This window comes from Natronomonas aquatica (assembly GCF_024449025.1).
Lineage (GTDB): Archaea > Halobacteriota > Halobacteria > Halobacteriales > Haloarculaceae > Natronomonas > Natronomonas aquatica.
Map to the genome: position 1 here is coordinate 46,586 of NZ_JAHLKM010000010.1, position 17,441 is coordinate 64,026.

A 17,441-nucleotide genomic window follows, 5' to 3' on the forward strand; every position below is an offset into this window, starting at 1 on the left:
GCGGGAGAATTATTTCCTTTCCTGGTGAATGGTAGCGTATGCCATCAGATCTGATCGAGTACGATGAGGATCATCGACGAGATGACCCGGGGCCTGACCGGCAAGGAGCATTCAAACGTGGGTGGGGTGCCGCAGTGAAAGGCGATGATGAGTCCTCACGATACAACGATGATCCAGAGTTAACCAATCTTACATGGGACAACTTGGGGTATCGGCTCGGACGCCTATTCGGCCCTACCTCAAAGGAACGGCAACAAGAGCTATTCGAGTGGTGTGTTGCCCAGCAGGAGGAAGATACCGAGTAGAGCGGAAATCGATCCGGCTCTATGAGTAGTGAAACCGATAAACGGAAGACCGAACCCATGCCACCACGGATGCCGGCCCGGGCTGCGATCAGTTCAAGAAACTTCCTCTACCATTTTGATCCCCCGACTACCATCAGCCGGTATCACGTCCAGCGGAGTCCGGTATCCTTTCTCAATTCTCTTCGACGTACTCACGCGCATTGCTGAAGAACGTCGACGGCATATAGAGGTCAGCAGGTTCTGCGGCTTGTTCGCGTTTGCTCCCCGTACAACTTACGGGCCCGATCTCCACACCTGATGGTTCGAATATAAAATAACTAATCAGTGAGATGTTGGTTAACATCAACTATTTAACCCGAGTGAGCATCAGGTTCATTAATGAGTCGCTGGGTTCCTTGGAGTAATCGCAACTCCGAAGTTGAGCAACGTATCCATCAAGAGTTTACTGATACAGCGGCGAATCGCATCTCTTTCTCATTGAATCAGATTGCAACAAGAGCAGAGATTGCTGATGCATATACCGAGTACAGAACCGAAGTTGGAAAACACGCCAACTACTTTGAAACGGCAAACACGAGCCCTGCAAAACAATCACTTGATAAGTTTATTTCAACAGAAGGCCACGATGATGTTCTTACTCTGATAGAAATATTAATCAATGAGCTGTGGGAGGAGTCTACGTTATCTGGCGAAAACCATCCCATTGAAGAACTTCTTGATATTGATCACAAATTAAGACGTATTCTTGTTGAAGAAGGTATCTTACTACGGATACGCCCAGAAAAGAACGAAATAGAAACCTTTGCTGAGGCCCTCGGTAAGTATCGAGAAGCAAAGAACAGTAGCGGTTACAGTTCACGACATAGCAGCACTCCGTCTCGACCTGAGAAGCCATTTAATATCCATTTTGAAACGTTAGCTGATAAATCCGTAATCGAATCAGATCAGCAGCTTCGGGCGTTAGGAAAAAAAGGGAGGTGGGAAGAGGAAGTCAGCCCATATAATGAAGCATGGACTCAGTATCAAGATGAGCAGTTCTCGTATCTTATAGCTGAAAAGCTATACAATAGTCTTGAAGCAGTTTTGATCAAAATCTGCGTTGAAGAGCGTGGCTGGAATAACGAAGGTGATGGTGTGAGTGCTTATCTAAATTCCATTAAGGACAACGGGTTGTTTGACCCTAATGAGGCAATGTTTGCTGAGTGGGAACAAGTCATCAACGGGCTCCAAATTGGTGTCCAGCGAACAGGTGGAGATAGAAAGCGACACGAAACCTTTGACCAAGATTATTCTATACTCTTGCTCCATCAGGTGGGAGCATTCCTTACCTTCGTTATAAACAGATACGAAGATCAGTATCCCAACTAAATCACTTAGTTCGTTCTGTTTCACATTCCAATAGTAGAGGAGGTTCTATTAATCGGACAGATGTATGCCAACCAAGTCGGCAACCTGAGTTTCTACCGCTTCGAGAGGTGTATCTCGGTTTTATTTCCCATCAATATATTATTATTTATGGCCTCCAGCGTGAGTTGGCATACGCTCCTGCATAAACTCGATGTCCTCCTCAAAGAACCGACACTAATCACGCCCCTTGTCGCACAAGTGGTTTCGGATCAACGACGCAGGCTCAGAGTAGTATTATCGGAAGACCGAGGAGGTGCCACTCACAAACGGTTGGCCGGCACTCACAGTCTGTGTCTGAACTACCCCCTCTATTATCTCGCACGTACGTACCTATTTGCCAGTACGTACGGCCGCAGTCTCTTGATTTTCAAGATCATTTATATGCTCCAAAGAGACGACTATATTGATGATTAAGAGCAACCGACAGTTACCCCTCGCATCGACTCTAAGTATGTGGTAGTGTCGCAGATAGTATCGATCCCACCTCGACAAGTAAGATGGGCGAGACGCCACGCAGAGGCGCGTAACGAGTTCTACGAGGATGAAACGGATTGGAATGATACCCGAGAGGGGAATCCGATAGAAGACAACTTCGTCGGGATCATGGGTGAACTCGGATTCGCCATCTACTATGATTTACAGGTAGACGCGAACATCTTTGAAATCTCGGATGGGGGTTCAGATTTCACTGTGCAGGTCAACAATGAAGTACGTGAGGTGGACGTGAAGACTCGACGAAAGTATCCTGATCGGCTCTGGGTCAAAGAACACGCGCTTGATGCGGACTATTATGTCTTGGCGTATATCGACCGTCCGGACGATCCGGAGACACTTGTGGGATGGCGCGTTGAATTATTCGGCGGTGCATCAAGAGATAAATTGCAGGATGCGACACGCGTTGAGTCTGACTACGGGTTTTGGAACCGCTCTATTTTTATTGAGGATCTTGACGCACTTCCTGATCCAGAGTCGATCACCTTGGGTTAGTATCGCGTAGTCCTGTTCGGTAGGTAGTTATATAAAGAAAGCCGCTGAAATACGGATGTTAGCTACGATTAAGAAGCAAGAATAGCCGCTAACCGGCTCAAACGCCGGTTTAGGTGCGTTTGTGCTTAGGACGCTATCCCGTAGGGGTCCGCCGGTTCGAATCCGGTCCCGCGCACTGAACGGAAGACGACGAGCGTAGCGAATCGTCTGAAGCGAGAGAGCAGAACCGATTCGAACCCTGCAAGGAACGCGCAGCGAACGGCTGTGAGCGAGCATTTCTTGTTTCGGTTCGAATCCGGTCCCGCGCATGAGCGACCGAAGAGATCGTAACCGTTAGCGAACGAGTAGGTTCAAAACGCCCGGAGCGTCCGGGCAGTCAGTCGTCGTCGGGTGCGGCTTCCTCGGGGACGGATCCCTCGAGCAGCGACTCGTCGGTGTACTCTTTGCGAATGTCTTTCTTGGAGAACTTCCCGGTCGCGGTCTTCGGGATCTCGTCGATGTACTCGATGGCGTCCGGCAGCCACCACTTGGGGTAGTCCTCTCGCAACAGGTCCATGATTTCCTCGTCGAGCCGTCCGGTGTCAGTTCCCCCGGTCGGGACGACGAACGCGACCGGCCGTTCCTGCCACCGTTCGTGGGGAACGCCGACGACGGCGGCCTCCGAGACGTCCTCGTGGGCCATGATCGCGTTCTCTAGCTCGACCGAGGAGATCCACTCGCCGCCGGATTTGATAACGTCCTTCGCGCGGTCGACGATCTTGATGTAGCCCTCCTCGTCGACGGTGACGACGTCGCCGGTCTTCAGCCAGCCGTCCTCGAAGTCCTCCTCGTTGGCGTCGGGGCGCTTGAAGTACTCCTGGGTGACCGACGGCCCCCTGACCCAGAGTTCGCCGAAGTCTTCGCCGTTCCATTCGACCTCCTCGCCGCTCTCGTCGATGACCCGCATCTCGAGGCTGGGGATGAGCATCCCCTGTTTGGCCCGGTGATCGAGCTGTGTCTCGTAGTCTTCGTCATCGAGGGTGTACTTGAGCTGTGCGGTCGTGCCGAGCGGCGACATCTCGGTCATTCCCCACGCGTGGAGGAGTTCGACGCCGCGGTCGTCGAACCACTCGATCATCGATCTCGGGGCCGCCGAGCCGCCGACGACGACCGTATCGAGCGCCGAGAGGTCGAGTTCGTTGTCCTCGGCGTACTCCATCAGTCCGAGCCAGACGGTGGGGACGCCGGCGGTGATCGTCACGCCCTCGTTCTCGATGAGTCCCGCGAGGTCCTCCGGATCCGGAGAGGGACCGGGATAGACGTGTTTCGCGGCCGCGGCCGTCGCGGTGAATGGAAACCCCCAGGCGTTGACGTGGAACATCGGCACGACGGGCATGATGACGTCGTCGTCCTCCATCGGGATCCCCTGTGGCGTCAGCGTCATCATCGTGTGGCTCCACAGCATCTGCTGGGTGTACTCGACGCCCTTCGGGTTGCCGGTCGTTCCCGAGGTGTAACACATCCCCGCGGGCTGGTCCTCGTCGAGATCCGGCCACTCGTAGTCCGCCGAGTGCCCCTCGAGGAACGTCTCGTAGGGCGTCGCCTCGAGTTCCTCCGACCCCTCCTCGCCCATGACGACGAAGTCGACACCCTCGAACTCGGGGGCTTCGGCGGCCGCACCGGCGAGTTTCGGCGCCAGCGACTGGTCGACGAAGATCAACTCGTCGTCGGCGTTGTCGACGATGTACTGGATGTGTTCGTCGGGGAGAAGCGGATTGATCGTATGCAGTTGAGCGCCCATCGAAGGGACAGAAAAGTACGTCTCGAAGTGGCGGTGGTGGTTCCAGCAGAACGTCCCGACGCGGTCGCCCTCATCGATGCCGTACTCCTCTAAGGCGTTTGCCAGCATCGCCGTCCTGTCGTCGTACTCGCTGTACGTGTAGCGCTCTATCCCACGGTGGGTCCGGGAGACGATCTCCCGATCAGGATAGAGGTTCGATGCACGCCACAGAAACGGTCGCAACGTCTGGTCGGTTCCGCCTGACATATCGCTCCTCTACGATTGGTCGTAACTTCATTCTTTACAATGCGAAATAAGTAGCGCCCGGGTCGGCCGATTCCATGCGATGTCAGGGAATCCGAGCCGAACCGACGGGAAACGCCCTTCGGCGAGTGAGAGACAGTCCGGCCGGTCAATCGAAGCTCACTTCGTGCTCGTCGCGTGCGTCGGGATCGATCCGGTAGCCGTGGCCGGGACGATCGGGGAGTTTGACAGTACCGTCCTCCACCGTCGGTGGGTTCTCGAGCATGGGAGCGATATCGTACTCCGGTATGTACTCGACGATCATCCCGTTGGAGGCGGCGCTGACGACGTGGGCGCTTACCGAGTAATAGAAATGCGACGCCATCGGGACCCCGTGGTCCGCGGCGAGTTTCGCGGCGTGTAGCTGGCCGGTCACTCCGCCGCTCCGGATCAGATCGGGCTGGGCCACCTCCATGCCGCCCCTCTCGAGTAGACGGGTGAACTGTTCGGGTCGGTTCAGCATCTCGCCGGTCGCAAGCGGCGGCCCGATAGCCTCGGCGACTTTCCCGTGGCCGTCGAGGTCGAACTCCGAGATCGGTTCTTCGACCCACGAGATATCGTGCTCGTTCATCGCCCGGCTGGTTTCGATCGCCTCTTTGACCGTCCAGGCCTGGTTGGCGTCGACGAAGAGCTCGGCGTCGTCCCCCACGGCGGCTCGGATCTCACGGATCCGCTCGGCCTCCCGATCGGGGGATCGGCTACCGACCTTGGTCTTGAACGCGGTGAACCCCTCTTCGGCGTATCCGCCGTGGAGGTCCGCAAGCTCCGAGAGATCGTGGTGGGAATCCATCGATGAGACGTACGCCGGGAGCTCGGTGTCCGAGCCTCCCAGCAGCCGGTAGAGGGGCTGTCCGCTGGCCTGTGCCTTGATGTCCCAGAGCGCGACGTCGATCGCACCCCTCGGCCACGCTGAGAGCCCGAGTTCTCCATAGTAGACCGACCGCGACCGGAGCCGCTCTCGGATCGTCTCGGTAGCGAAGGGGTCGGCCCCGATCAGCGGATCGAGGAACTGTGATTCCGTCAGATGGAGCATCGTTTCCGGGGCAAACCCGAGCGATCCCATCCATCCGGTTCCGGTGTATCCCTCGTCGGTGTCGATCTCGACGACGATCCAGTACACGTCGGTCACCTCGAGCCGCTGGTCGCCGACAGTCCGATCGATCGGCTGGTGAAGCGCGTACGCGTCGGTCGCTGTGATCTCCATGCACCTTGGAGTCGCCCGATCGATTGTTAAACATGTCGCTCACGCACGCGGTCCCGTCAATCACGCGATGACACTCAAACCACCCTTCCGTCCGTCAGAGACACAACCGTTTTATTCGAAGTACGTATCTCCGCTATCATGACAACAGGTAGCGATACGATCGACGAGAGCGTTGTCGAGCGGTTCGAGCATGTCTCGTCTGGTGAAGTGGCGGATACGAAACTCGATGCTGTGAGCGTTTTAGGGCCGGATATCGATCCTGTTCATACCGACTGTGAGGTCGTCGGAACAGCACGGACCGTGACGCTCGATCCGTCGGCGCTCTGTGCGCCTGTAACGACCCTCGAAAAAGCCCACGAAGGGGAGGTAATCGTCGTTGACGCCGACGACCGCATCGACGAGGCGGTTTGGGGAGAGCTTCTTTCGCGTTACGCCGCCGCCACTGGAGTGAGAGGAGTAATAACAAACGGCGCGATCCGGGACGTTACCGGAATCCGTGATCTCGGGTTCCCGACGTTCGCGAAAGGGCGGACACCGAGGGGTCCGAGCGGATCCGAGCCGGCCGAACGTGCCGTCCCGGTGACTGTCGGTGGTAGCTCGATCGAACCGGGCGATATTCTCGTCGGTGACGAGACTGGCATCGCTGCCATCAAACGGGACGACGCAACCGATGTTATTGAAGCCGCCGAGGAAGTCGCCGAGATGGAGCAGGGCGTGAGACAAAAGCTCGATGAGGGGGAAACGCTGGAGAACGCTCTCTAGACATTCGGCTCCGAAAGCGGACGCAATACCTATCGTTTACCGGGGAAACAACACGAGCTATGGAAGCCGTCTTGTTCGATGACTTCGGCGAATTCGAGGTCGCTACAGTACCAAATCCTGAGATCGACGACGACGAGGTCCTCGTCGATATCAGCCGCGTTCAACTCAGTGTCACCGAGTGTGCGATCTACCAGGGCGAGGAGTCGGCCTATTTCGAGGCGATCCGAGACCGGCTCGACGAGGGGCCGGCACAGCTTTTCGGTCACGAATTCAGTGGTCGGGTCGTCGAGGTCGGCGACGCGGTAACCGATCTCTCGGTTGGCGATCGGGTGTATCCGCCGGGAAAGATCTCCTGTTACGAGTGTGAGTACTGTCGGCGGGGATATACGCACCTCTGTGAGAGCAAAAAGACGCTGGGCTTTCACCGTCCCGGCGGGCTGGCCGAACAGGTCGCAGCCCCGGCGTCGATGCTCGCGAAGCTCCCCAGCACGGTGTCGGATGCCGAAGGAGCGGCCATGCAACCGTTCGTGAGTTCGATGCTCTGTGTAGAGGACTCCGGGCTCGAAACCGGTGACGTGGCCGCCGTGATCGGCGGGGGCGTCATGGGCAACCAGTGTGCCCAGGTCGCCCAGTGTCTCGGGGCTTCGGACGTCCTCGTCACTGATATCGACCCGAACCGGGTCGAACTCGCCGAGGAGATGGGGATGACTGGTATCAATGCCGGGGAGGAATCAGTCGTCGAACGGGTCAAAGCCGAAACCGATTCGATCGGAGCGGACGTCGTCTTCGAGGCTGTCGGGGCTGGCCAATCGCACGCTACCGAGGGGAACGATCCCCTCGCGCAGGCGTTCCGGATGGCCAGACGGAACGGCACCATCGTACAGGTCGGGATCCTCACCGAGGAGATGACCCTCGATCCGCGCCCGTACCGTGGAAAGATGATCGACTGGATCAACCCAGTCGACATGGCGGGGACGGTCCCCCTCGGACCGAACTCCGATGCCGGCGAGATGGCCGCCCGGCTCGTCGCCGACGGGCGCGTCTCGATCGAACCGTACGTCACCCACGAACTCTCGGGGCTGGATAGCGTCGGGGACGCGATCGAGATCACGCTAAACAAGAATGACTACGACGCGATGGGTCCCGCCCAGCTCGTCCTGGACTGACCGCCGCTGGCGGTTTCGGAACGCCGGCGATCGAACGGAAGCTCCGGCGCGACAGCGTTGCAAGGGATTAATACATCGGGTGGCGTGTACCGGGATGACCACATATGTCACAGATCACGGATATTCAAACCGGGCTCTATCGTATCCCCAACGAGACGGCGCTGGAAGACGCGACCCAGTCGTTCGACGTTCTAGAGCTCGTCACCGTGGAGTTAACGACCTCGACCGGCGGCCGCGGGGTCGGGTTCACCTACACGATCGGAAGCGGCGGGGCCGCGATCGAGACGTTTCTCGAATCCGTCTGTGCGCCGATTGTCCTCGACGAGCCGGCTGTACCCCGGGAGATCAGAAGCACGCTTACCGCCGAAACGACGTTTGTGGGCCGTGAAGGTATCTCCGAACTCGCCCTGTCGGCCGTCGATATCGCCGCCTGGGACCTGCTTGGGCGAGAGACCGGGACGCCCCTTTATAGGCTGTTCGGCGGCGATAGACAGCCCGTTCCAGCCTACGAAACTCATGGTGGGTGGCTCCACTACGATGAGGAGACGCTCGTCGATAACGCCGAGCGCGCGGCTGAAGACGGGTTCGCGGGCGTGAAAATGAAGGTCGGCCGGGGACACGCCGAGGACGCCCGACGCGTTACGGCGGTCGCCGAGGCGCTTCCCCCGGACGTCGATCTGATGATCGATGCGAACTGCGCGTACACCGTCGACGAGGCCAGACGGCTCGCCAGCCAACTGTCGAATGTCGACCTCGCGTGGCTCGAGGAACCGCTCGAAAAGGGGGATTACGCGGCCTATGGGGACCTGCGGAGCCACGTCGATACCCCGATCGCGACCGGTGAGAACTACTACAATCCCACCCAGTTCAAACAGGTGATCGAAGCCGACGGCGTCGACGTCGTACAGCCGGACGTGGCACGTGTGGGCGGGATCACACCCTGGATCGAGGTGGCCGAACTCGCCGACGCGTGGGGGCTCTCCCTCTCGCCCCATTATATCGAACCGATCCACGTCCATCTGGCGACAGGGTACGACAACATCCCGTATATCGAGCACCACTCGACGGTGCTCGATTCGGTGATGGATTCCCCACCGACGCCCGATGATGGGCTCCTGTATCCGCCCGAATCGCCGGGACACGGTATCGAATTCGAGGGACTGGAGCGATACGCGGCCGAGTAGTCCACGTTGGCGATTTCACCGAGGGCAACGCGATCGAATCGATCTCTCTTACGCATAAGGAACGGTCAATTAATGAGTCCGTCGGTGAGGAGAGTAACCGGACCCGAAAGACAACGGCTGCCGGGACGATCAACGGCGATATGTGAACGGCGGAACGTTCCGGTAAAACCACTTGAGAAACCAAACTCAACGCCGCCGGCTGACCGCGAGTCCCTCCCCGAGCGGCAGAAGCGTCGTCTCGAAGTCGTCGGTCGATCTAACGTGTTCGAGATACGCCGCGATCCCGGCTGCCGCGTCGGCGTCGGGGGCGTCCAGATCCTCGGCGTCCGCCCCGTCGATGACGAGTCGGCGGATCGTCTCGAACGCGAAGGGGCCTTCCATCGCGTTGTCGGCGACGACGACCCCGCCAGCGGGGACCTTCGATCGGACCGCCTCGAAGGCCTCGACGTACCGGTCTTTCTCGTTGTCGATGAGGACGGTCTCGAACGATCCCTCGTAGCGCTCGATCGTCTCGATGGCGTCGCCGAGTTCGAACCGGGCCCGGTCGGCGTAGCCGCCGCGATCGAGGTACTCGCGGGCCGCCTCGAGTTCGTCGGCGTCGATCTCGGTGAGCACGATCTCGCCGTCGGCCGGAAGCGCCCGGGCGAACCAGTACGCGGAGTACCCGAACCCCGATCCGAACTCGAAGACGCGTTCGGCCCCGACGAGGCCGACGAGCTGTTGGAGCCAGCCGCCCACGGCGGGACCGACGGTCGGGAAACCCGTCTCCGTGGCGCGACGGTCCATCTCCGTCAGCACCTCGTCCGGTCGTGGGCTGATCGCCGTCGCGAACCGTTCGATGTCGTTCGGAACTGTCATACGATGTTCGTCTCCGTTTCTGTCAGCGGTTTCGGCCGGCCGGGAACGCTACCTGGTCGGGGTGTTCGTTCAGCCGGGTTTGGATCCGTCCGTAGAGGTCGGTTTGACGCGCTGGCCATCGCCGCGGAGCTACGAACCCTGGCCGACCGGCTATCCGCGCCACTTGATCGAACAGCCGCGGGAGGGTCGGAACTCCGCCTCGGGTGTTTCGCCGGCGAGGACGCTCTCGATCGCGCTTCGGATCTCTTCGCCCGGTCTGCCCGACGGCTCGTCGTCGGGGTTCAACGCGTCGTCGAAACGGCCGTGATAGACGAGTCGAAAGACGTCGTCGTCGTTCTCGAAAAGGAACGGGTCGGGCGTACAGACCGCACCGTAGGCCCTCGCGACGTCCTGGCTCTTGTCTCGGAGGTAGGCGGTGATATCGATCTTCCCGTCCTCGACGTACTCGACCATCTTCCCGAAGGAGTCTTCGGGGTACTCCTCGGCGTCGTTCGAATTGATCCCGACGACGGCGACGTCTTTGTAGTCGGCCGCGATCGCGTTCATCGCGTCGAACTTCGCCCTGACGTACGGGCAATGGTTGCACATGAAGACGACGAGCAGGGCGTCGTGATCGTCGAACGATTCGAGGTCGTGGGTATCGCCGTCGGTCCCCTCGAGTTCGAAGTTGGGAGCCCTGTCGCCGTGCTCTATAACGTCGGATTCGGATTCCAGTGCCATACGTGTCCGTTCGTCATCCACTAACAAAAACTATCGCGACACGAACGCGGAGGTCACCCCTCGAACGTCGTCAGAAAGACCGCTACAACGGCGAGGGCGATCCCGATCGCCTTTCGGGCGGTCAGGGCCTCATCGAGGACCACGATGCCGACGACAGAACTCCCGACCAGAAACAGGCCAAAGATCGGAACGACGACGCTCACTGGCCCGGCCGCAAGCGCCCGGTAGTACGCGATGATGCCGACAGCGAGACAGATCCCCGCCGCGTACATATAGGGCGCGTCCTCGTGTGTCAGCATCGAAACGAAGGGGCGATCGGTCGCGAGAACGATGCCGAGGGCCACGATCACGAGAATTCCGTTCGTCACGAACACGACGACATCCGCCGGAAGATCCCGCATCGCGACGTTTACCAGCGGTGCGACGAGCGTGTACGCTACCAGCGCAACGAGGGCATACCAGAGATACTGCATACGGGAACGCCGTCCGACTCCGAAAAGTTCCTACCGGTATCGTGCTGGATCGGTGCCGAAACCGTCAAACCCGAACCCGGCCAACGTAGAGACAGTTAATGACGCTCACGAAACGGATCATCCCCTGTATCGACGTGGATCTGAACGACGACGGGGAGGCGGCGGTCTACACCGGTGTCAACTTCGAGGACCTGGAGTACACTGGCGACCCCGTCGAACTCGCAAAGAAGTACAACGAGGCGGGTGCCGACGAGTTCGTCTTCCTCGATATCACCGCCTCGGCGGAGGGTAGAGAGACGATGCTTGATACTGTCTCGGCGGTTGCCGACGAGTGTTTCATCCCGCTGACGGTCGGCGGGGGGATCCGGACGAGAGACGACATCAAGGAGACGCTCCGGGCCGGTGCGGACAAGGTCTCGATCAACACCGGCGCGATCGAACGCCCCGAACTGATCGGCGAGGGTGCGGCTGCTTTCGGCAGTCAGTGTATCGTCATCTCCGTCGACGCCCGGCGGCGGTTCGACGAGAGCGGCGAACACTACGTCGAGGTCGACGGCGAGTCCTGCTGGTTCGAGTGTACCGTCAAGGGCGGCCGGGAGGGAACCGGCATCGACGTCGTCGAGTGGGCCAGGGAGGCGGCCGACCGCGGCGCCGGCGAACTGTTCGTCAACTCGATCGATGCCGACGGGACGAAGGACGGGTACGATATCCCGCTGACGAAGGCCGTCTGTGACAGCGTCCGCACGCCCGTTATCGCGTCGTCGGGCTGTGGTTCGCCGACACACATGGCGGAAGTGTTCACCGAGGCCGGGGCCGACGCGGCGCTGGCGGCGTCGATCTTCCACTTCGAGGAGTACTCCGTCGACGAGGTCAAACGCCACCTCGAAGAACAGGGGATCCCGATCCGGATCTGATTCGGCGCCGCAGTGCGAGCGGAAGGGTTTATTCTGCCATCGACCGTACCTGAAATCGTGAAGTGGCGGTGTGCGTGGTGCAGTCGCGAGTACGACTCCGATGATCCGCCGTGTGAGACCTGCGGACACGAGACGTTCGAGCCGGTCTCGGCAGCGACCGACTCGACTTTCGAGAGCGGGTCGCTCGTGTGGGTCTGTACGGACTGCGGGCGCGAGCACGTCAAACACTCGCCGCCCTGTTCGCGGTGTGGGAGCCACAGCCTCGAGAAACGTGAATCGGACGCGAGTAATCTCGATGACATCTCCTCGCCGGGATACCTGACGGTCGGCAAGCCGTATCTCGCCGGGGTCGTCGTTGTGCTCGGACTCGTGGTCCTCGTCGTCACCGGTGTCGTTCCGTTCCCGGGAATCGGCGGTCCGCCGGCCCCACCAGACGCACCGGCCGATGGCGATCAGTCCGGGGGATTGGATCTCAGCGCCGTCGAGAGCGAACTCCACGATCGGTTCGAGACCGAACGGGCGAGCGCCGGAGCCCCGGAACGTGAACTCGGCGGTGACGGTACCGGCACCTACATCGAGTACCGCACCCGCCATCGGGTCGCGGAAAGGTACGATTCGGAGTACGACGGATCGATGCCGGACGCTTCCGCGTTCGATCTTCAGTGTGGATCTCAGCCGAGACTCGGCGTCGCGACATCGTCTGTCGGAACCGACTCGTTCGACGACGAATCGGCGTTCGCCGACGCGCTCGCCGACGATCTGTTGACTACCGAGAGTTTCCGGGAAGCAGTGCTGTCGGAGGCTGAGAGCGAGGGAATTACTGTCCACGTCGGCCCCGATGGGACCGTCTTCGTCGGCTATATGGCCTGCTGACTGGGTTTCAGGTCATGCGGCCGCCTCGAACGCCTCACGGAAAGCGTCGGTTTTTTCCTCGACCCGACGGGCGCCCGCCTCGAGCGCGTCGAGGGGGTCGATGCTGCCGTCGGTCTTGACCGTCACGATCGGGTCGGTCTGGCCGCCGGATTGCTCGGGGTTCATGTCGTAAGTCGCCGCAGCGACGCCGTCGACCTCCAGAAGCGCACCCTTCAGGACGTTCATGAACGTGTGATCCTCTCCCTGGATCTCGATCGAAAGCTCGGTCTCGAGATTCTCGATGACGCGCAGGTCCATTACCTGTTTGTAGGCCGATCCGCCGTATGAGCGTTACGGAACGGCGGAGTTTCGAACGGCTCGAAGTCGGTCAGGATACGTTTTTGTCCCCGGCGTCCGCCGATGGGAGTATGGAACTGGATCTCTCCGGGAAGACCGCGGTCGTAACCGGCGGCTCGAGAGGTATCGGGCGCGCGATAACGCTGGGCTTCGCCGAGGCGGGGGCGAACGCGGTGCCGCTCTCGCGGACGGAATCCGACGTGGAGGCGGTCGTCGAGGCGGTCCGCGAGCGCGGCGTCGAGAGCCACGTCGAAACGCTCGACGTCACCGACACCAGGGCCGTCGAAGCGGTTTTCGGCCGGATCGACGACGACCTCGGGATCGACGTCGTCGTCAACAACGCCGGAGTCAACCCCGATTCCGCCCTCGGGACGCCCGAGGCAGTCGACGACGAGGGGTTCGACTTCGTGACCGACGTCAACCTCGGCGGCGCCTTCGCCTGTGCCCGGGCGGCCGAAGAGCCGCTCTCAGAAAACGGGGGCACGCTCATCAACGTCGCCAGCGTCGGCGGGCTGGTCGGGCTCCCCCGCCAGCACCCCTATGTCGCCTCGAAACACGGTCTCGTGGGACTGACAAAGAGCCTCGCGCTCGATTGGGCGCCGGACGTGCGGGTCAACTGTCTGGCGCCGGGGTACGTCGCGACGGACCTCACGAGCGAACTCCAGGAAAACGAGACGCTCCGCCGATCGATCGAGGAGCGGACGCCGCTGGATCGGTTCGCCGACCCCGAAGAGATTGCCGGGCCTGCGGTCTTTCTCGCCAGCGATCTCGCCTCGTATGCGACCGGCTCGACGTTCGCCGTCGACGGCGGCTGGACGGCGCGCTGACGGCCGCAAAACATCGTCGGCCGTCCCGGGTCCGCATAATAAAGAGTTTTGCGCCCCCGGCGCTGAGAGAACATATGACTACGTTCGAGTACGACGTCGCCATCGTCGGGGCCGGGACTGCCGGTTGTTACGCCGGGGCCACCGTCGCCGACGCCGGGTACGACGTCGTCATCGTCGAGCGAAAGGACGAATCCGAAGCGGGACACATCGCCTGCGGCGACGCCCTGAAAGGGGCCGACAAATTCCCCGAATCCATCCCCAAATCCCACATCGAGGGCTCGTTTACCAACACCGAGGTCGATCACGGACAGTTCGAGATCCCCAGCGAGGACGCCGTCCTCGATATCCCCGTCCCGGGTGAACTCGCCGTCATCGACAGATACGAGTACGGTAGACGAGTCATCGACGGGGCTGAACGGGCCGACGCGGAGTTCCACTACGACACCGTCGTTCAGGACGTCCTACAGGACGACGACGGCCGGGTGATCGGACTCGAGGCGACGAAGCGGGGCGAACACAGACGCTACGAGGTCGATATCGTCCTCGACGGGGCGGGGGCGCTCTCGATCCTGCAGGACAAAGCCGACTTCGAGGGGACGACCTTCGATACGAACGTCCGGTACTCGCAGTTCTCCTCGGCCTACCGGGAGATCATCGAGGTCGACGACCCAGTCGAGTGGTCGGACGCCCTCGTGTTCAAGCCGACGAAGCGGTCGGCCGGGTACCTGTGGTACTTCCCGCGGACGCCGACGGAGATCAACGTCGGGCTGGGCTTTCAGATGAACGAGGAACCGATGCAACTCGTCTCGGATCTCCGCGAGGACATCAGCCGCCGGCCGGAACTGAAAAACGCGACCGTGAAAGACAAACTCGGCGCGGCCTTGCCGACGCGCCGACCGTACGATTCGGCGGTCGCACCCGGGTATATCGCGATCGGCGATGCCGCCGCCCACGTCAACCCGATCAGCGGCGGCGGGATCGCCGGCGCCGCCTACGCCGGCCAGTACGCCGGCGAGCAGGCGATCGAGGCGATCGAAGACGGCGACGTGAGCGAGGAATCGCTGTGGCGGTACAACGAACGCGTCATGGACCACTACGGCGGCCGGTACGCCGCCCTCGACGTCTACAACATCTTCTCGACCGCCTACGACCTGGACGACCTGATAGGGTTGCTCGCCGCCCTTCCCGCCGGGAAGCTCTCGGACGCGCTGTACTCGGGGTCGGCGAGCGTCGGCCTCGGCCTCAAACTTCGGGTGTTGATAAAGAGCTTCGGTCACTGGGGCACACTGAAGAACCTCTATGAGACGAAGTCGCTGGCCGATCGACTGCTGGAGCACTACGAGGGGTACCCTTCGACGCCCGAGGCGTTCCCCGAGTGGCAAGGGGAACGCGACCGCATCATGGACGACATCTACGCCGAGACCGGCGCCGAGTCGAAGTACTGAGTGCGGCCCCCGAAGGCCGGCGACTAACCGACACTACGGTTTATAATGCCGGCCGGCGAAGACTGGGTATGGGTTCGACGAGTACGAACGACGATACGGACGGACCACCCTCCCGGATCGGACGACTCCTGTTCGGGCTCGGACTCGCCCTGCAGGCTTCCGAGGACTTCCGCGATATGGAGGATACTGTCGAATACGCCGAATCAGCCGGCGTCCCGATGCCCGACGTCGCGGCCCCGTTCGCGTCGGGAATGATGCTTTTCGCCGGTGCCGGGATCGCGCTGTGGCGGCTACCGCGGCTGGCGACCGGCGCCGCCGTCACCTTCCTGACGGTCGTGACGGCGACGATGCACGATTTCTGGAACGCCGACGAGGACAGTCGATCCGGCGAGCGGCTCGCTTTCTTCGGAAACCTCGCGATGTTCGGGGCGGCGCTGGTCTTCCTCCGGGAGGCGTACAAGTGACCTCCTCCCCGTCGTGACCGACGGGGCTTCCCGAACCGCACTGCAGCGTTGGGATATTTGCCGGTTTACGGGCAGACCTGCTCTTGTGGGGCTACTCGCCCCGTTTGCTTGTCGAACAGGCGCACCGATGGCTGGGCCAAACAGCCGTTACTCCTATCCTGTGAGGGATTCGGAGTTACCGTCGCTCGCATATTCTCTGCCGCATTCAGATCACTATTGGCGACCACTCCACAGTCCGAACAGACGTACAAGCCTCGCTCAACGCGGTTTGAATCGGCCTGCGCTCCACAGGCACAGCAGCTGATCGACGTTGCCAACTCGTACTCATCGACTCGTTCAACATCGATCCCACGTTCTTCAGCTTTGTACTCGATTTGCTGAATGAGCGTCTCAAACGCCCAGTCGTGCAGGCGTTTGTTGCCGTGGCGTCCCCAGTCTTCATCTGCCCGGATGTTCTTCGGATGGCCGACCGCGATCGTGCCAACACCACGCTCTGCACACTGTTCGACGATATCTTTCGAGACCGTGTGCAGGACATGCGTCTGGCGGCGTGCTTTTTTCGTTCGTGCCCATTCTGCGGTCTGTGAGGGACCCTCCTCACCTTCAGTGTGGTACTCTATCTGCCGGAAGTAGTGAGCGTCTTCTTTCAACGCATTCCCCGGATACAAGATCGTCTCATCGCCAACTGAGACGGCTGCTGTATTACAGATGCCGAGATCAACACCAGCCGTCTTTGCGCCAGACTGATCAGGGGCCTCGATGGCGACTTTACAGACGAAGTGCAACTCCCAGTGGTCACCAGTCCACACTGCCCGGACTTGCTGGACATCTTCGACACCAGCCAAGCTTGCGTCAGGACCGGTGTCGTATTCACAGAGGATGAAGTCGGCCCATCCATCTTTCAGGTTCTTGCCTTTCGACAGCCGGAGTTGCTGGTGTTTCGTGTCGAGTTTGAACCCGTCTTGTTTGAACGTGATCGTGCTGCGTGGTCGTTCATCGCCGTATTTGCGGTAGCCCGGTGGGTTTGCGTCTGGGTCACCTTGTTCGAACCACGACTGGAAAGCGCCAGACAATTCTTCGACAATTGCCTGACTAGATTGGGCATTCAAGTCTTTCCAGCAGTCCTGCGTTTTCATGTAGGACTTGAGCGGTCCTTCGTCGGGGATTTCTCCCGTGTGATCCCAGATACGACTGATGGTCCACCGAGCAACGTTCCAGATTTTACTGCCGGAACGACCGAGTGAATCAAGATCACGCACGACACCCTCACGGTTGTTGGTGAGTGTCGCTGTAATGGTGCGTGTTGTGACCAGATTCACTGTACATAACCTATGATAGTAAAATGACGTAATCGTTACGACTCGGCGTTGAATATCCAGCCAGCAGGAACGATGGTGGCATCGGCCTGGAGCGTACGCGATTTACTCCCGCCCTGTTCGTTCCTCGGTTCCGAC

At 60.2% G+C, this 17,441-nt stretch carries 18 protein-coding genes; 11 read left to right on the forward strand and 7 right to left on the reverse strand.

Annotated elements, in window-relative coordinates; genetic code table 11:
- The first annotated feature begins 38 nt into the window (after window positions 1-38).
- From KM295_RS09225 to KM295_RS09235, 3 genes are all read left to right on the forward strand, one after another.
- Window positions 39-305, forward strand: coding sequence for a hypothetical protein (locus KM295_RS09225; RefSeq protein ID WP_256029657.1), 267 nt, complete (start codon window positions 39-41; stop codon window positions 303-305).
- Between the two features lie 378 nt (window positions 306-683).
- Window positions 684-1,673 carry a hypothetical protein gene (locus KM295_RS09230; protein WP_256029658.1) on the forward strand — a complete coding sequence of 330 codons (990 nt, stop codon included), beginning with the start codon at window positions 684-686 and terminating at the stop codon, window positions 1,671-1,673.
- A gap of 492 nt (window positions 1,674-2,165) precedes the next feature.
- The gene (locus KM295_RS09235; RefSeq protein ID WP_256029659.1) at window positions 2,166-2,699 is read left to right on the forward strand and encodes a hypothetical protein; all 534 of its coding nucleotides are present in this window, start codon (window positions 2,166-2,168) and stop codon (window positions 2,697-2,699) included.
- Window positions 2,700-3,075: 376 nt separating this feature from the next.
- Here the strand turns inward: KM295_RS09235 and KM295_RS09240 are convergent, their stop codons facing one another.
- Window positions 3,076-4,725: a long-chain fatty acid--CoA ligase gene (locus KM295_RS09240; protein WP_256029660.1), complete on the reverse strand. Its 1,650-nt coding sequence runs from the start codon at window positions 4,723-4,725 to the stop codon at window positions 3,076-3,078.
- Between the two features lie 145 nt (window positions 4,726-4,870).
- Window positions 4,871-5,965 carry a mandelate racemase/muconate lactonizing enzyme family protein gene (locus KM295_RS09245; RefSeq protein WP_256029661.1) on the reverse strand — a complete coding sequence of 365 codons (1,095 nt, stop codon included), beginning with the start codon at window positions 5,963-5,965 and terminating at the stop codon, window positions 4,871-4,873.
- 138 nt (window positions 5,966-6,103) lie between these two features.
- Between KM295_RS09245 and KM295_RS09250 the strand changes: the two genes are divergently transcribed.
- The 3 genes from KM295_RS09250 to KM295_RS09260 all read left to right on the forward strand — a co-directional run bounded on the left by KM295_RS09250 (window position 6,104) and on the right by KM295_RS09260 (window position 9,077).
- Window positions 6,104-6,727, forward strand: coding sequence for an RraA family protein (locus tag KM295_RS09250; protein ID WP_256029662.1), 624 nt, complete (start codon window positions 6,104-6,106; stop codon window positions 6,725-6,727).
- A gap of 59 nt (window positions 6,728-6,786) precedes the next feature.
- Window positions 6,787-7,893, forward strand: a complete 1,107-nt coding sequence (locus KM295_RS09255) for a zinc-dependent alcohol dehydrogenase (RefSeq protein WP_256029663.1) — start codon at window positions 6,787-6,789, stop codon at window positions 7,891-7,893.
- 104 nt (window positions 7,894-7,997) lie between these two features.
- Complete coding sequence (locus KM295_RS09260; protein ID WP_256029664.1) at window positions 7,998-9,077, forward strand: mandelate racemase/muconate lactonizing enzyme family protein; 1,080 nt, start codon at window positions 7,998-8,000, stop codon at window positions 9,075-9,077.
- Window positions 9,078-9,263: 186 nt separating this feature from the next.
- On the opposite strand, the gene KM295_RS09265 is transcribed toward KM295_RS09260, so the two are convergent.
- From KM295_RS09265 to KM295_RS09275, 3 genes are all read right to left on the reverse strand, one after another.
- Entirely contained in the window at window positions 9,264-9,935 is a 672-nt protein-coding gene (locus KM295_RS09265) for an O-methyltransferase (protein ID WP_256029665.1), read from the reverse strand.
- Window positions 9,936-10,085: 150 nt separating this feature from the next.
- Window positions 10,086-10,655: a thioredoxin family protein gene (locus tag KM295_RS09270; RefSeq protein ID WP_256029666.1), complete on the reverse strand. Its 570-nt coding sequence runs from the start codon at window positions 10,653-10,655 to the stop codon at window positions 10,086-10,088.
- 53 nt (window positions 10,656-10,708) lie between these two features.
- A complete protein-coding gene (locus KM295_RS09275; RefSeq protein WP_256029667.1) occupies window positions 10,709-11,128 on the reverse strand; it encodes an EamA family transporter in 420 nt (139 codons plus the stop codon).
- A gap of 98 nt (window positions 11,129-11,226) precedes the next feature.
- Here KM295_RS09275 and hisF point away from each other — a divergent pair, with 98 nt between their 5' ends.
- Entirely contained in the window at window positions 11,227-12,042 is an 816-nt protein-coding gene (hisF, locus tag KM295_RS09280; RefSeq protein WP_256029668.1) for an imidazole glycerol phosphate synthase subunit HisF, read from the forward strand.
- Between the two features lie 57 nt (window positions 12,043-12,099).
- Window positions 12,100-12,915 carry a hypothetical protein gene (locus KM295_RS09285; protein ID WP_256029669.1) on the forward strand — a complete coding sequence of 272 codons (816 nt, stop codon included), beginning with the start codon at window positions 12,100-12,102 and terminating at the stop codon, window positions 12,913-12,915.
- A 12-nt stretch (window positions 12,916-12,927) separates the two neighbouring features.
- Here KM295_RS09285 and KM295_RS09290 read toward each other — a convergent pair whose 3' ends face one another.
- On the reverse strand, window positions 12,928-13,212 hold the full coding sequence (locus tag KM295_RS09290) for a DNA-directed RNA polymerase subunit L (protein ID WP_256029670.1): 285 nt from the start codon (window positions 13,210-13,212) through the stop codon (window positions 12,928-12,930).
- A 110-nt stretch (window positions 13,213-13,322) separates the two neighbouring features.
- Here KM295_RS09290 and KM295_RS09295 point away from each other — a divergent pair, with 110 nt between their 5' ends.
- From KM295_RS09295 to KM295_RS09305, 3 genes are all read left to right on the forward strand, one after another.
- Window positions 13,323-14,078, forward strand: a complete 756-nt coding sequence (locus KM295_RS09295) for an SDR family NAD(P)-dependent oxidoreductase (RefSeq protein ID WP_256029671.1) — start codon at window positions 13,323-13,325, stop codon at window positions 14,076-14,078.
- A 74-nt stretch (window positions 14,079-14,152) separates the two neighbouring features.
- On the forward strand, window positions 14,153-15,523 hold the full coding sequence (locus KM295_RS09300; protein WP_256029672.1) for a geranylgeranyl reductase family protein: 1,371 nt from the start codon (window positions 14,153-14,155) through the stop codon (window positions 15,521-15,523).
- A gap of 68 nt (window positions 15,524-15,591) precedes the next feature.
- Window positions 15,592-15,987, forward strand: coding sequence for a DoxX family protein (locus KM295_RS09305; RefSeq protein ID WP_256029673.1), 396 nt, complete (start codon window positions 15,592-15,594; stop codon window positions 15,985-15,987).
- A 65-nt stretch (window positions 15,988-16,052) separates the two neighbouring features.
- Here KM295_RS09305 and KM295_RS09310 read toward each other — a convergent pair whose 3' ends face one another.
- Window positions 16,053-17,306: an RNA-guided endonuclease InsQ/TnpB family protein gene (locus KM295_RS09310; protein ID WP_256029674.1), complete on the reverse strand. Its 1,254-nt coding sequence runs from the start codon at window positions 17,304-17,306 to the stop codon at window positions 16,053-16,055.
- Window positions 17,307-17,441 lie beyond the last annotated feature (135 nt).